The organism is Pseudomonas sp. TE3552 (assembly GCF_056278945.1).
On sequence record NZ_JBWBQJ010000001.1, the window covers coordinates 831,546 to 845,775 of the forward strand.

The following is a 14,230-nucleotide window of genomic DNA, read 5'->3' on the forward strand; positions in this document are numbered from 1 at the left end:
CAACGGCGCACGTCCAGTGTGGATGCACGCAGGGGCTATTGCGTATGCGCAGTCGTAAAAATGCTCACTCAGAAAACTCACGGCATGACCCAGGTTTGGCAGCGGCCTATGTCCGGATGTCCACGGAACATCAGCAGTACTCAACTGAGAACCAGCTAGACACAATCAAGCTTTACGCAGCGGCGCATACCCTCGAAATCGTTAGAATTTATACCGACGCCGGAAAAAGTGGTCTTCGCTTGGAAGGACGTGATGCGTTGATTCAATTGTTCAGTGATGTTGAGAGCGGAGTACTCGGTTTTTCGACCATTCTCGTTTACGACGTCAGCCGCTGGGGGCGCTTTCAAGATCCGGATTTAGCGGCCAGCTTCGAGGTCCGTTGTCGACAAGCAGGTGTCTCGGTCCACTACTGCGCGGAACAGTTTTCCAATGACGGTTCACCCGTTTCTAACATCGTCAAAAGCCTCAAGCGAATGATGGCTGGCGAGTACAGTCGGGAGCTATCCGTCAAAGTCTTTGCGGGACAATCCCGCCTTATCCAGTTGGGCTATCGGCAAGGGGGGATGGCGGGCTACGGACTCAGGCGTCAGTTGGTGGACGCGGTTGGCAACCCCAAAGCGGAACTGGCGATTGGCGAACACAAAAGCATCCAAACCGACCGCGTAAGACTTGTTCCCGGACCACCGGAGGAGATTGCAACCGTTCATTGGATCTACCAAAGATTTGTTGAAGCCGGTTACTCAGAGACGGAGATCGCTCAACAACTGAATAGTCGAGGACTCCAGAATGACTTAGCCAGGCCGTGGACCAAAGGGGGCGTCCATCAGGTCCTGACCAACGAGAAGTACATCGGCAACAACGTCTGGAACCGGTCCTCCTTCAAACTTAAGCAAGAACACGTGCGAAATGATCCAGACCAATGGATACGCGCGGACGGTGTCTTTCCTGCTTTAGTCGACCACGTACTATTCGCCGCCGCCCAAGAAATCATCCAGTCACGCAGTTACCGAATGCCCGATGCCGAAATGCTGGAGAGGCTTAAAAAACTGTACGAGAAAGCCGGGTATTTATCCGGCCTGATCATCAATGAGTCTGACGACTGCCCCTCCAGCACGGCGTATCAATATCGATTTGGCAGTCTTCTGCGTACGTACTCGCTTATTGGCTACACCCCTTCGCGGGACTACGACTACGTCGCCGCCAACCATCAACTTCGACTGATGCATCCCCTGCTGCTAGCTCGAACGGTAGAGCACATACAGCAAGTCGGAGGACGAGTCGCCATCGACCCCATAAGCGACCTGCTCCAAGTGAACGAAGAACTGCTGATTTCTCTCGTCCTATGCCGCTGCCAGCGCAGTGGCTCGGGAGCAAATCGTTGGAAAATACGCTTCGATCTTGGCCTCTCACCAGATATCACCGTTGCCGTCCGAATGGAGCCGGGGGAAGAGATCGCCCGCGATTACTACATCCTCCCAACGCTCGATATTCAACAGCCAAACATTCGTCTGAGTGAGTCCAACGCCTCCAGCCTGGAAATCTATCGCTACGACAGCCTCGAAGCACTCGCGCAACTTTCTCGTCGCACTATCGTGGGAAGAGCCGCATGAATATGCCGCAACACCCTCGAAGCCCGCACCATGTCGGGGAAGCGACGACCGTCCAAATGGTCAGCCTGGATCGTATCCGCGTCCTCAATCCCCGTGCACGCAACAAACATGTGTTTGCCAAGCTGGTCGAGAACATTTCGAGCTTGGGCCTGAAGCGACCTATTACCGTCACCCCCAGCAGCGACCAAGACAATACTGGATTTTTCGAACTGGTCTGCGGGCAAGGCCGATACGAAGCCTTTTGTGCGTTGGGCGAGCGAGAAATACCCTGTGTCGTTGTCAGTGCCAGTGAAGCCGACCGGTTTCTCATCAGCCTGGTCGAAAACCTGGCCCGCCGTAAGCACACGAACAAGGACTTGCTCTACTCCATCCAAATCCTGTCTGACCGCGGCTACAGCACAAAACAGATCAGCATGAAGACCAGCCTGGACCCCACCTACATCAACGCCATTCTCCTGCTCTTACGTCAAGGAGAGGAGCGGCTCATCGCCGCAGTCGAAAAGGGCTGGTTACCCATCACACTCGCGACGATGGTGGCCAGGTCGAGTGATACCGAAGTACAGGTCGCGATGGTGGAAGCCTATGAAACCGGTGTCTTGAAAGGCGAGCAGTTGATTAAGGTCAGACGTCTGATCGATAGGCGTCGATTTTTAGGAAAACACTACGGTCAACAGCGATCAGCCGCCGAGCAACCGACGACGCCGCAAAAACTTCTGAGTACCTACCAGACCGAAGTCAGGCGCCAGCGAGTCATGCTCAAAAAAGCCGATATCAATGAACAGCGTGTATTGATCATCGTCACCGCCATGCGCCGACTGCTGTCCGACGACTATTTCTGCACGCTGCTGCGCAGCGAAAACATCGCGGACATGCCTAAGTCGCTGGCTGACCGTATCCAAGGGGAGGGGTGATCATGGGCCAGGTGAAACAAGGCTTTGAGCGGCAGATCATCCCGGTCCCCCTTGACCGAATTCTCCCGACCCGATCTGTGGACAAAGATATAGAACAGACAAAAAAATACTTAACGATCCTGACCTCGATTCGGGAGTTGGGCGTCATTGAGCCACTCGCGGTGCATCGGCAGCAGACCAATGTGGAGGGGGCGGCAGCCTTCGTGTTGCTCGATGGCCATCTTCGCCTGCACGCCCTTAAAGCACTGGGCGCCACTGAGGCACTGTGCCTGCTGTCGACCGATGATGAAGGCTTCACCTACAACCGACAGATCAACCGCCTAACCCCCGTGCAAGAGCACAAGATGATTCTCACCGCTGTGCGTAAAGGTATTTCCCCCGCCCTGATCGCCAAGGTATTGGGCATCAACATTGAGCGCATCCATGAACGGCAACGCTTGCTCGATGGCATTGCGCCCGAAGTGGTAGAAATGCTCAAAGTCAAAATGGTCAGCCAAGGTGTATTCCGCACATTAAGAAAAATGAAACCCATACGCCAAATTGAAACCGTGGAGCTGATGGTGTCCGCCAATTGCTTCACCCAGACCTATGCCGACATGGTACTTGCCGCTTCACGCCCGGACATGTTGATCGAAAAAAAAACCAAACTCGCCACCGAGGTCAGCATCGAAGAACTGGCGAGGATGGAACGCGAGATGGAAAAGCTGTTTCACGATTACAAAGTCGTGGAGGACACGCTGGGGGAGACGATGCTGTTTTTGGTTGTTGCCAAGGGTTATCTCGCCCGTCTGCTGCGCAATGAAACCATATCGGGCTACTTAAACCGTTGCCATGGCGAGCTTCTGAATGAATTAACGGCGATCATGGAAGCGGTCAGCTCCGACGCTAGAAAACCTGAACGAGAGTAACCAATCTAGTGAGGTTTTAGATATTTCCAGAGACTCCAAATGGATCTGGAGCGTAAGCGTCCGCGGAACACACCCGAGATACGGGTGAAATCAAGTCAGTGATTTCACCCGTAATCCCGGCTTCCACACCGATTGAAGTGAAAAGGGCACAGATTAATTTTACTACTCAAAACTCCAATCCTGCCGTTTGCAAACTGTGCCGACTGGCTGCACCGACCGGATCAGCCGACCGTATAGCAAATTGCGGCGTAGTAGGTTTTGGCGTAACTGGCCACGAGATCGGCACTTTCCAGGCCGTTGATGATTTTGCGTGCCTGCACCCAGTTCTCCTTGGACACGTTAAAGAAGTCAGATAGTTTGGCGGAAGTGAAGAGTCCGCTTCGCATCCCAACGAACAGCACTTTCACCGCCGTATCAAGATCCATCGCTCGGTCTGGGTCGGTGATGAGATCGACATTAATGGCCGTGCCAAGTTTTTTGTAGTTGGTCTTGTGCGTCAGCTGAACGAACCCTCGACCAAGCCATGACTTGCCGTCGGCATCGCGGCGCCAGTAGGGCGTTTTGACCCATGGCAGTTTGCCGGCAGCCCAAGCCTTTTCAAGTCGCTTGATTGCGTCGTCGTCCGTTGCAGCGAATGTCTCACGCACCGACTGCATGGTTCGGCCTGTCTCGTGGTGCGCAGTACCAAGCATATAGGCCAGCCATCTATCATCGTCTTTCGATGATTCCGCTTCCCATTTGTCAAGGATCGCGGTCATCCCATCGAGTTGGCTCTGACGGAGTGAACCCTTGAATAGGGATTCAAGGATATGGTCGAAGAAAAAATCTCTGTTGATACGCGTTGCGGTGTCTGCCCCCAGTGCGGTTAAGCGGGTAGAGAAGGTCGAAGGCAGGGAGGCCACCAGAATGTCGTTGTCGTCAGCGTCTCCCGTTGGGGTTGGAGTGGCTGTGGCGTTCTGCAAGCCGGGTGTTTCGTCCAGCACAACGTCCTCGCCGGTGATTCCAATAGCCACGATTTTCTCCCGAACAATTGCGGTCATCGACGCCTGACCGTTGACGATTGTCCGCAACTATGGGCATCCGTCGGGTATTGCGCATCGGCCGATTCTCCCAAGCGGGGTGGGAGTTTCAGACTACTTGGGAGGGGGAAACGGGATCAGGAACGCTAAGGAGCAGCGGCGCATATTCCGTTTGTGAATGAGGACTGGCGCTGGTGCTCAAGGCTGCGAATGACCTATGCACGGCGCATAGCAACGTCAGCGAATGACTGCTTTTGGCCCAGAGTGTGTAAAAACGCTTCGCCGAAATTGAAGTGTGCGCGCCTACGTTAAATTTGAAATTTATTGGCACGTCTGCAGATGTGGATTTTGCGTAGACGCGTTATTTTCAGTCTGGTTTTGAGTACCTGTCGCGCTGAAATGCGTTTTTACACAGCCTCGGCCGTTTTCTGCCTGTCACCAAGGACAGCCATCGACCCATAGCAGCCTGTCACGACGTCTGGAAAACCAAGGGCGACTCAATGCCGTACGGGGTAGATTAGCCCTCTTACAGCCTCGTGATGGTGAAGGACTAGTGCGCTTCGATGATAAGCTTCAGAAGGTCATTCGAAACATCGATAGATCCTGACGGAGGATTGAACCATGGACGATAGAGGACAAAGTGCGAGCGAGTTATGGCTGAATGCGCGCGCGCCAGGGTTTCGCGATCTACCTGATCGCGACCGCCATGCCATTTTTGACTTCGCTTTTCTTTGGAGCCTCTTCGAAGCACAAATCATGGGGAAGTCCGCGCGTGCGGACCGCATTCGAGAGAAAGTCGATGTTTGGGCAGCAGAAGGCACGCTTGACGGTAGTCTTTACGAAGAGGAACTTGCCTATTTTCGGAACCGCTACTTCGCCAACGGTGCCCTGACCGATCATTTCCCTTCCCTTAATCTTCGTCCAGCCGACCACCTTAGTATCGTTCAGAGCGTGATTGAGGGAGCGAACGATTGCCCACGTGACAGGGTTCTTTGCCTATTGATGATCGTTTGGAGGTTGCGAAATAACCTCTTTCACGGGGAAAAGTGGGTATACCAACTCCGTGGTCAACTGGATAATTTTACTCAGGCAAACAATGTTCTTATGAAAGTTCTAGAACGCTACGGACGACTCCAATAGCAACCGAAATCAAGGGCCTGGTTTCGTAGTCAACGAATGACCACTTTTGGCTGTCGCGAAGGGCTGCAGTCGACCGATTCTATTGAAAAAGTCGGTTCTTCCAGACTGCCCGCATACTGACCGCTGAAAACGCCTTTTTTGCGCGCCGCTACGCGAAACCTGGGACCGGAATCCTCCGTTCAATGTAAAGATTTCAATCTCAAGCGCGTACTTTTCTACCGTGGAAACCATGGCCGACTTTTTCAACAAAATCGGCCAAAAGCGGGCGCTTGGGCCTGTAGAGGTATGCAATTAACAGACGTTCACCGCAGTTGTAGATGGGTAAGGGAGATCTAACGGGCAATGTCGTGGCTCTTGGCAGGCAACGGCTGTAATGCTAAATCATTTTTCATAAAAAGCTTAGCTCCAGTGGCAAACGTCTTGCGTTGCTGTCCAAAATCCAAGGAGTGTCTAAACTTGGAGGCGACGCTCGCAGGCTACGGGGTTTATGCTGTGTAGCTTTTCCTCAATGCAAAGAAGTTAAAGTAATCCCCCGCACCACTTTAAACACAAGACTACATAGTTGACGCAGCACCTTCGTTAACGTCAACATTTTTTCGAAAAAAAACTTAGTCAAATCCGGCCATAAAGCTCGCCATATCACTCCCAACATCATTTGCATTGGCGATAACTTCCTCAAAGATAACTTTCATATCCCTATAGTCGGACTCGTTATCAGATACAGAAAACGGGGTAGAGCCATTAATTCCATTTAATCGAAACCAAAATGTGCTTATGTCCCGATCAGGATCATAATCAGAAGAAATATATAAACTTACATCCTTATGAGTTGCAATATAGGATCCACCCTCCCCAGCGAGCCATTTCAACTTACCGCTTCTGGTTTGGTTTAATACAAAACCCATAAAGCTTTCGAACTGAACAGGAATCATTTTGCGTCACCTATATATTCGTGTCTTGAAGCTAAATGCGTCAAGATTTCATCTTGAATTTTTTTGAGTGTGTCGATAGTCAATTTGTAGGGGTGATCAGCACTGCCCACCTTTGCGGCTGGATACTGACTTGTAGCATAGTTTGGATTGGCCTTCGCCTTATTAGCTCGGGACTGAGTTACATGCTCATAACTATTAAGAACTTTTAAGTTGGTATCATAGCTTCCAGACTTCCCGATCTTCGAAAAAGTCGAGATATAGCCTTGCTTAATGCGAGTTATAGAAACCACCGAAACAGCTTTCTTTTTGTCTAAATCGCTTAATGCCAAATTTATCATTTCAACGCAGCCATGAATATCATGATATTCAATTTGACGCTTAAGACTATTATGCGAGGCCTCAGCGGCAAGAGCCATTTGATTTGCGACCGACCCGGTACGGGCGATTTCAAAAATTGCTACAATAAGGCCATACAGCGTTATCCAGAACCCTAAAAACCCGAAAGTATTGACGGCATTTTCTAGAAGAGTTGGATAACCGTTACCAGACAAAAAAGCTCCTACCACCAGGAGTGATAAAATAAGTAAGTACATCCAACGACTTGACAGCTTTCCTTTCATTGATGACTTCCGTTAGTTGCTATTTTCCTGACTGGGCATCATTGATTATAGCTCCGCAAGGCTCTTGGCACCAGTATAGATACCGCCTTCGAAATCTCACCAAAACGCCTGAGGCCTTATTTTCAATTGAGTTGACCTTTGCGGCTTAGGTGCATTGCTCCTGATTCTCTAGACCCAGCGGGTTGGTCAGTAAACGGACGCCGCTGAAGATAAAGCGACTGCTTTGACATGGAGTAGCGCATGTGGACGTGCACTTCTGGCCGATCCCGCCTTTCTTAACCGACTCCTGCATGTCGATTGTAGGCACAGCGGCCGACGCCGTGGCGCTCTTTTCGCTGGGGGGAAAAGCCCCATCTGTCCCATATGGCCACTTTCCAGACGCCAAAAGCCACGAACCCCAACTTTCTCTGGGAAAACCAGGGGTTTGCGTTTTCAGAATGTGACGATGAAGGAGAGATTCGAAACTACCCGTGAGTGACTTTCGGAGCCTACCCCTCCCGGTTTACAAGGGCTGCAGCCTCGTGGTGCGCGTAGAGTTTGTCCCAGCGTGGTCCCAGAGGTTAAACGCACCAGGTTGCAGAACACGGCCGCAACAGGCGTTTTCAGCGTTTGGTAAACCTGTGGCCCCTTTCCGAGACAGCGTGTAGCCCAGTGCAATGACCAGGCCACGAACCTGTAACTCGTTACGGATAGCGGTTTTCTGGTAGTCCAGCGCCTGCAATATGTCTGCAATGAGTGCCGCCTCGCCTGGGTGGGTGCGGTGCAGATCAGCCACGCGTTGCTTGAGGAAATTGGCTTCGAAGTTGGGATCGATATTGTCGACAGTCACGGCGCATTCCTTGTTCGAGTAAATGACCAACACTCGTAAAACCAGAGCACCGGGAGTCGGTAGGCCACTCTAGGGGTGATTGGTTTCCGGGGTCAGAAAAAAGGCCCCTGCACCTGGCTTAGGTGTGGGGGCCTTTTTGACATAAGCGGCGTTCTATCTATCTGTCGTGGACGCCAACAATCGGTGGCCAATCATTCCCTGTTTGCAGAATCGGGCGCGCGCCCCTAGGACTGCCGTATTCGCAGAATCGCATCTGTGATCGCTTTAGAATTTCTATCCAGGGTTTCCATGGCCACGACTGCGTTATCTGCAACAGTCTCTACGTCATTTGCTGAAAGCCATACGGTGATCTCTTCTATCGCCGCTCTCAGGGCATGCTGGTTGTGCAGAAGCAACGTAAGAGCATCTGCCGTGGCGATCTTGCACTCTGAGTTATCTGGCATGTTAGTTGTCCTTGGGGGCCAAAAGCGATGTTTGTTATGTCCAATTGAAGTTAATCATCTGTTTCAGGTGACGCAATGAAGTCTAGTTCATCATCGTAGTGCCTGCGAAGATCAACCCAAACTTCCAGCAGCAAAAGTGAAGAGCCGACCGCTATGAAACTTGAAGCTACAACAAATATGTTTTTTAAGAGCGGGCTGAACCACAATAGCGAGGCGATTAAAATTAATACAGAGAGGCCTACCAGCGTTACCCCCTTTGCAAGAGTATCGATAAAAAGCCGCGCCAACATCTGTCGAATTGAAATAATTCCGATACGATTCAGCAGGCTTTCAATGTAGGCGAAATGAGTCATTGAAATAAGGAAAAAATTTCTTTCTTCGATATCGCTTGATTCCAATCCTTCTGTTAGCGCCTCACAATAGTCGACATGCTCTTGTTCTTTTTCAAGCCCAATCGAAGGAAGATCTGAAAGCTCCAACATATCGAGTTCAAACGCAAGAGCTAAGCAGGTATCGCGGCCAGCTGACTCAGGCTGATTGAGCAGCCATTGTCGAACTTCCGATAATTTCGATTTCATAAGGTCATACGCTGCCAGACGTTCTCCTTTCACCTGTTGTGAAATGAAAAGTATCCATGCAATCGAAAGTGAGCAAAACAATGCGATTAAAGTTGCTATTGCACTTAGTGCTGTAATAAAAGTGGAGCGATCCAGAGATAACAAGTCTACGTGCGACCACTCGTTGAAATATATGGCCGCGCCAGTCAACGCGCTAATTGCAGTGCAAATAGTCACCTGAAGCGGCAACTGAGTTAACCTAATCATTATTCGAGGGAGCATCTACATATCCTTGTTGAGGTTTTTTACTGATGCAGCTGTAGCTCGGGCTAAGATTATATCCTAGTACGATTATTGGATAGCATGCTCGGAGATTTTTATGATTTTTACATGACCTGCACCCAACCACACCTGCCAGTCAATTTCTGCTGGCTTAATGTGTGCAAGAGGCAAAACATTTCAATTGGCACCCTAAAGGGTTTTCATATCCGTTAAAGTTAGTTCAATGCAGCTCTCTTAGGAAAAACCGCAAAAGCGGATTGGAACTCAGCGGTGCATTGGAAGCTCTGGCTAGCTTGAGCAAAACGCTCGCACTCCCTTTATCAAGTCGTAGGCCGCTGGTTGCGATCAAAAACGCATTCAGTCACTGGGCTTGATTCACGCACCAAAATAAAGCATCTGTCCCAGATTCGTCCCATATGGTCCTTTTTCAGACGCCAAAAACCACAAACCCCCGACTTTCTCTAGGAAAATCAGGGGATTGCGTTTACTGAATGTGGCGGTGAAGGAGAGATTCGAACCCGCATCACTTCAGGCGCCCACTGCACCCCATTCAGCATATACGCAATGACTGCTATTGGCCGATTCTGTTGAAAAAGTAGCTCCCCTGGCTGGCCTCCGGCAAAATCTCTTCATTGGCCGGCGGGGGATCACACAGCATGATGGGACAGTTATCGAGTGGGCAGGAGCGGCTGTTTTACTCGTTCAACCTTGAAGATCACATCCCAGCCACTCACCTTCTGCGCAGCATTGATCAGTGTCTCGATCTGAACGACCTGCGCCATTACCTCGCCGATTTTTATAGCCCGATCGGGCGTCCGTCGATTGATCCTGAACTGATGATCCGCATGCTGATCGTGGGCTATTGCTACGGCATTCGCTCCGAACGGCGGTTGTGCGAAGAGGCCCATTTGAACCTGGCGTATCGCTGGTTCTGCCGGTTGAGCCTTGAGGATGAAGTCCCCAATCACTCGACCTTTTCCAAAAATCGACACGGCCGTTTTCGGGACAGCGATCTGTTTCGCTGGTTGTTCAACGAGGTGCTGCGTCGTTGCATGGATGCTGGCCTGGTCAAAGGCGAAGGATTTGCTGTGGACGCCAGCATCATCAAAGCGGATGCGAGTCGGCAGCGCGGCGTACCGGGTGATGAACAGGTCAACTGGAGCGATCCGGCCCTGAGCACCCGCGCCGTGCGTGAGTACCTTGAAGCCCTCGATGAAGAGGCTTTGGCCGAAACGCTACCGAAGCGTTTATCACTGACTGATCCTCAGGCTCGCTGGACCGCTGCTCCAGGCGGCCCCGCGTTCTACGCTTACTCAACGAATTATCTGATCGATACCGAACACGGCGTCATCGTGGATGTGGAGCCTACACCCGCTCATCGAACGGCCGAAGTCGAGAGCACCAAGACGATGATCGATCGCGTTGAAGCGCAGTTCGACATCAAGCCGGAACGCCTCATCGGCGATACCGCGTACGGTACAGCGCCGATGTTGGCCTGGATGGTGGAGGAAAAAGACATCGAACCTCACGTGCCGGTGTGGGACAAAACCGAGCGCAAGAACGACAGTTTTTCGAGCAACGATTTCCACTGGAATGAAGAGATTGAGGAATACCGCTGCCCGGCCGGCAAGGCATTGCGCAGTGAATGGCGAGCCTTCAAGAACGAGCGTTCACACGTAACCAAGGCCAACACCATTATCTTCCGATCCCGGCAGACCGACTGCGCTACGTGTCCGATGAAAGCCAAGTGCTGCCCGAACACTGCGTTCCGCAAGATCGCTCGCAGCGTCCATGAAGCCGCTCGCGATGTGGCTCGGCGCATTGCAGCAACGCCGGCATATCAGCGCTCTCGCCACGAACGTAAAAAGGTCGAAATGTTGTTTGCCCACCTCAAGCGCATCCTGAAATTGGATCGCCTGCGGCTACGTGGCCTGAGTGGCGCGACGGATGAATTCACGCTGGCCGCTGCGGTGCAGAACCTGCGACGGCTGGCCAAATTTTCATCTCAAGGGCCACCAGTCACGGGATAGGTGCGCCTGCACCAAGCAAAAAACCTCAAACTACCCCACTAACAGAGCAGCAAAGGCCAACGAAGGTCCGAAAAACCACTCAATGTGGTGAGTCGGTTCTCCGGTGGTGGCCGTGCCTGAGTTCAGGCGATCTGAAAATCCGACTTTTTCAACAGAATCGGCCGATAGTTGTCTGTCGTGACGGACTGCAATCGACCCAAATCGGTTGTGTTCGTGGCCAACCATGCCTTCGTCTGCTTGGGTGCAAAATCGGCGGGTACGCGCAGTGGGTGGATTAATCACCGCAACTGCGCATTAGGTGGCACGCCGTATCTATGGGTATGCTCGCCACCCAGAGGTGCCAGCAGGCACCGTCAGCTTAGCCAGCATGACAACCTCGCTCTGTCGGTTACCGAGAAGAACCCGGCGAAGCGCTCCAAGCCCTTGGAGCCTTTGGAGTACTGACGTTCGTAGACCGCCTGCATGAGCTGTTCGTCCCCGCATTAGCCGCTCCATTGGAATCAGCTTGAAGACGGTTACACCCGTGGCTTCCTGACGCCATCGCTTAGGGCGATGGTGTCCACCTATTAAGTGGACACCATTTTTAGCCCAAACATTCGCCCGCGCTCCATTCACTGGGAGCGAGCCTGATGTTCTGCTACCGCTCTTCAATCTATTTCTTAGAAATCTGCCACGAGCACAGGTCAGTCATCGGCATTGATTAGCTCAAAGAAGCCCGGAATTCGCTGTCCCTCGTGGTCTCCGTCCTCGCGAGGCGCCGCGCCACCGCGCAGTACCGAGCGGCTCAGTAGCTGGTTCATCGCGATGCACGAGGTTTCTGGCATCAGGATGCAGTCCGGGCAGGCGCCGGGATTTTTCGCGTTCGCATCGCACAGCGAGCCCGAGTTGCAGGTGAGCGTCTTCTGGTGCAGCAGGTGGTGCAAGAAGTCTGTGTTCTCGTTTCGCCACAGCGCCGAGAGGTTTCCGAGGTCCATCGTCGTGCCATTTCGATAGACAACGAAGGCGAGATCCGCAGGGAAGAGGTATTCGCTGAGTGAACCCAAGTCGAGACCAGAGTGTTCTGCAATTACCTTCATCATGTGATGAGAAAACGAGTGCAGCAGAGTGTAGGCATAGAGGTAGCTCAACGAAACCCCTCTTCTTGGCACACCGCTCAGGAAAGGACCGAAGGGAATTGCGCGTTCTATAAGCCTTGCTCCTAGAGGACCATCGGTCGGTTGCCAATCGAAGGTATCACTCGTCTTGAGCGCTTGCAGCCAGCGATAGACCTGCGTCTGATCGAGCTGGACATAGATGGCCTCGTTCGCCTGCTTGATCACGTAGATCGGATGCTTTATCCCGTCTTCCGAGTGAAGAGTCGGAAAGAGGTTGAGTTTGACCGGCATCATCCGGTTTCGCTTCTCGATGACCGGCTGAGCCTTCATGCGAGTGAAGCCGTACGAGAAGCGGCACAGGTCGAACTCCCGAATAAGTCCCATCGTGGCAACGCCCATGCGGCTGAGCAGCGCCCGAGTGCTTTCCTGCTGCGCAGCCTGCTTGCCTGGCTCCTTCGGGGCGAGATCGTAGTCGAGTTCGGTAAAGCGCACGAAGGGTAGCCGGTTACCATCGCTGCGTGGCGCGGTCAGCCTTGTGCGCCGCAGCGCCTCATGCTCGACGGCCAGCCTGAACGGGTCATACCGGGTGGTGAAGCGATCGCGGACGGCCAATAGCGCGCTCAACTCCGGTGGCAGAGCGGTCTGTGGGTGCAGGATCGGGTGGTCACCGTCGAACCAACTGTCGACCTGCGCGCGTAGATTCTTGGCAATTTCGTCAAGCATGTCGGGCATCCCGTTCGGGATCTTGGCCATGCCGTCCATCATCATCTTAAAATTTTCGTAGTTCGTTTTGCTCTCAAGATATTTGGTCCACCTCTCGCCGTAGCCACGTTCCTTAAGCTGCTTTTCCATTTCGTCGAGTGACGGACGCATCTTGCCAAAGCCAAAGCGCTCGGCAATGAAGGATTCGAATTCGGTGCGCTGGCTGGGATCCATGATCTCCAGCAACTCGCTGCATTGCGCGCCGAAGTCAACGAACTGCTCCGAGAGTGTGTAGTGTGTCGCCGATGCTCGGTAGGAAATCGGCTCCATACGACCTTCGGTGACACGAGCACCAAAATGATCACCCAGTGCGCGGACAGTCTCCGGATCGTTTTTGTACCAGTCATTCGGGTCTACATGTCCACATTTCGGGTTGGCGCACTTGAAGAACCAGTTGCCGATGCTAGGCGAGTTTGTATCGAGTAAGAACTCTTCCGAATGGCAGTTCGCGCAGCGCCGAATGGGCTCCATGAGATCCTTTTTCTGGCTGTCCCAATTGTACTTGCCGGGGGCCACGGGCTCCCAGCTACCGGACCAGTGCACGAAAATCACGTCGAGCTGGCGCCACTGGCATTTGCGGTGGGGTTGAGCCAGGCAGTTGCAGTTCAACTGCGATTTTTTACGCTCGAACTCTGCGACATTCTTGAAGCCGCAATAGCGCCCGCATGCGTTGCACACAAAGGTGAGCGGTGCCGGGGCATACCCCATCTTGACCGGGTCGACGAAGATGAAACGCCCGCGGTCAATTGGGCGTACACCGTTGTGCTGGTCGTTGAGCAGCGTTTTATCCACACACAGGTCGGCCGAGATCGGGTAATTCGTTGCATCATCGCCTGTTCGACAGATGGACGCGCGCTGGAACCATGTGCTGACTGCCTCATTGAGGCGCAGCAGGATCTGATTCTGCGTGGAGTGAGAAATGTTCGGTTTCAGGTGTTCCGATTCGCGATCTGGAATCGAGATGCAGGCGCCTAGCCCGCCTTCGAAAGTGAAGAACGCGCCGGGTGCATAAGCACCCGCGATTTGACCGCGGGAGCGGGACATTGTTGGCGCGGAAGGCGCAGTGTCTCTGTCGTTGTTCGTTGGCATGGTG

Annotated in this window: 12 protein-coding genes and 1 pseudogene; 5 read left to right on the top strand and 8 right to left on the bottom strand. The window is 52.6% G+C overall.

The annotated features are described in order from the left end of the window. The first annotated feature begins 44 nt into the window (after positions 1-44). The 3 genes from ACZ9BB_RS03625 to ACZ9BB_RS03635 are packed head-to-tail and all read left to right on the top strand — an operon-like array spanning position 45 to position 3,429. Positions 45-1,610, top strand: coding sequence for a recombinase family protein (locus ACZ9BB_RS03625; RefSeq protein WP_476212577.1), 1,566 nt, complete (start codon positions 45-47; stop codon positions 1,608-1,610). Then, positions 1,607-2,521, top strand: coding sequence for a plasmid partitioning protein RepB C-terminal domain-containing protein (locus ACZ9BB_RS03630; protein WP_476212578.1), 915 nt, complete (start codon positions 1,607-1,609; stop codon positions 2,519-2,521). The genes ACZ9BB_RS03625 and ACZ9BB_RS03630 overlap by 4 nt, the downstream gene beginning before the upstream one ends. Before the next feature lie 2 nt (positions 2,522-2,523). After that, complete coding sequence (locus tag ACZ9BB_RS03635) at positions 2,524-3,429, top strand: plasmid partitioning protein RepB C-terminal domain-containing protein (RefSeq protein ID WP_476212579.1); 906 nt, start codon at positions 2,524-2,526, stop codon at positions 3,427-3,429. 221 nt (positions 3,430-3,650) lie between these two features. Here the strand turns inward: ACZ9BB_RS03635 and ACZ9BB_RS03640 are convergent, their stop codons facing one another. After that, on the bottom strand, positions 3,651-4,187 hold the full coding sequence (locus tag ACZ9BB_RS03640) for a glycoside hydrolase family 19 protein (protein ID WP_476218187.1): 537 nt from the start codon (positions 4,185-4,187) through the stop codon (positions 3,651-3,653). Between the two features lie 81 nt (positions 4,188-4,268). Continuing rightward, a pseudogene (locus ACZ9BB_RS03645) lies at positions 4,269-4,469 on the bottom strand (hypothetical protein); the annotation flags it as partial. Positions 4,470-5,069: 600 nt separating this feature from the next. Between ACZ9BB_RS03645 and ACZ9BB_RS03650 the strand changes: the two are divergent. After that, positions 5,070-5,588 carry a hypothetical protein gene (locus tag ACZ9BB_RS03650; protein ID WP_476212580.1) on the top strand — a complete coding sequence of 173 codons (519 nt, stop codon included), beginning with the start codon at positions 5,070-5,072 and terminating at the stop codon, positions 5,586-5,588. A gap of 608 nt (positions 5,589-6,196) precedes the next feature. Here ACZ9BB_RS03650 and ACZ9BB_RS03655 read toward each other — a convergent pair. The 5 genes from ACZ9BB_RS03655 to ACZ9BB_RS03675 form a co-directional block, all read right to left on the bottom strand. After that, on the bottom strand, positions 6,197-6,520 hold the full coding sequence (locus tag ACZ9BB_RS03655) for a hypothetical protein (protein ID WP_476212581.1): 324 nt from the start codon (positions 6,518-6,520) through the stop codon (positions 6,197-6,199). After that, a complete protein-coding gene (locus tag ACZ9BB_RS03660; RefSeq protein WP_476212582.1) occupies positions 6,517-7,140 on the bottom strand; it encodes a hypothetical protein in 624 nt (207 codons plus the stop codon). The genes ACZ9BB_RS03655 and ACZ9BB_RS03660 overlap by 4 nt, the downstream gene beginning before the upstream one ends. A 502-nt stretch (positions 7,141-7,642) precedes the next feature. Beyond that, positions 7,643-7,969 carry a hypothetical protein gene (locus ACZ9BB_RS03665; protein WP_476212583.1) on the bottom strand — a complete coding sequence of 109 codons (327 nt, stop codon included), beginning with the start codon at positions 7,967-7,969 and terminating at the stop codon, positions 7,643-7,645. Between the two features lie 224 nt (positions 7,970-8,193). Further along, the gene (locus ACZ9BB_RS03670) at positions 8,194-8,412 is read right to left on the bottom strand and encodes a hypothetical protein (protein WP_476212584.1); all 219 of its coding nucleotides are present in this window, start codon (positions 8,410-8,412) and stop codon (positions 8,194-8,196) included. A 50-nt stretch (positions 8,413-8,462) separates the two neighbouring features. After that, positions 8,463-9,251: a hypothetical protein gene (locus ACZ9BB_RS03675; RefSeq protein ID WP_476212585.1), complete on the bottom strand. Its 789-nt coding sequence runs from the start codon at positions 9,249-9,251 to the stop codon at positions 8,463-8,465. 656 nt (positions 9,252-9,907) lie between these two features. Here ACZ9BB_RS03675 and ACZ9BB_RS03680 point away from each other — a divergent pair. After that, positions 9,908-11,281: a transposase gene (locus tag ACZ9BB_RS03680; RefSeq protein ID WP_476212586.1), complete on the top strand. Its 1,374-nt coding sequence runs from the start codon at positions 9,908-9,910 to the stop codon at positions 11,279-11,281. A gap of 683 nt (positions 11,282-11,964) precedes the next feature. Here ACZ9BB_RS03680 and ACZ9BB_RS03685 read toward each other — a convergent pair. Next, positions 11,965-14,226 (bottom strand): hypothetical protein, encoded by a 2,262-nt coding sequence (locus tag ACZ9BB_RS03685; RefSeq protein ID WP_476212587.1) that lies wholly within the window; start codon positions 14,224-14,226, stop codon positions 11,965-11,967. Positions 14,227-14,230 lie beyond the last annotated feature (4 nt).

Coding starts and splice junctions, on each gene's coding strand:
- ACZ9BB_RS03625 (WP_476212577.1), top strand. CDS start 45: ATGCGCAGTCGTAAAAATGCTCACTCAGAAAACTCACGGCATGACCCA.
- ACZ9BB_RS03680 (WP_476212586.1), top strand. CDS start 9,908: ATGATGGGACAGTTATCGAGTGGGCAGGAGCGGCTGTTTTACTCGTTC.
- ACZ9BB_RS03635 (WP_476212579.1), top strand. CDS start 2,524: ATGGGCCAGGTGAAACAAGGCTTTGAGCGGCAGATCATCCCGGTCCCC.
- ACZ9BB_RS03670 (WP_476212584.1), bottom strand. CDS start 8,412: ATGCCAGATAACTCAGAGTGCAAGATCGCCACGGCAGATGCTCTTACG.
- ACZ9BB_RS03650 (WP_476212580.1), top strand. CDS start 5,070: ATGGACGATAGAGGACAAAGTGCGAGCGAGTTATGGCTGAATGCGCGC.
- ACZ9BB_RS03685 (WP_476212587.1), bottom strand. CDS start 14,226: ATGCCAACGAACAACGACAGAGACACTGCGCCTTCCGCGCCAACAATG.
- ACZ9BB_RS03655 (WP_476212581.1), bottom strand. CDS start 6,520: ATGATTCCTGTTCAGTTCGAAAGCTTTATGGGTTTTGTATTAAACCAA.
- ACZ9BB_RS03630 (WP_476212578.1), top strand. CDS start 1,607: ATGAATATGCCGCAACACCCTCGAAGCCCGCACCATGTCGGGGAAGCG.
- ACZ9BB_RS03675 (WP_476212585.1), bottom strand. CDS start 9,251: ATGCTCCCTCGAATAATGATTAGGTTAACTCAGTTGCCGCTTCAGGTG.
- ACZ9BB_RS03660 (WP_476212582.1), bottom strand. CDS start 7,140: ATGAAAGGAAAGCTGTCAAGTCGTTGGATGTACTTACTTATTTTATCA.
- ACZ9BB_RS03640 (WP_476218187.1), bottom strand. CDS start 4,187: ATGACCGCGATCCTTGACAAATGGGAAGCGGAATCATCGAAAGACGAT.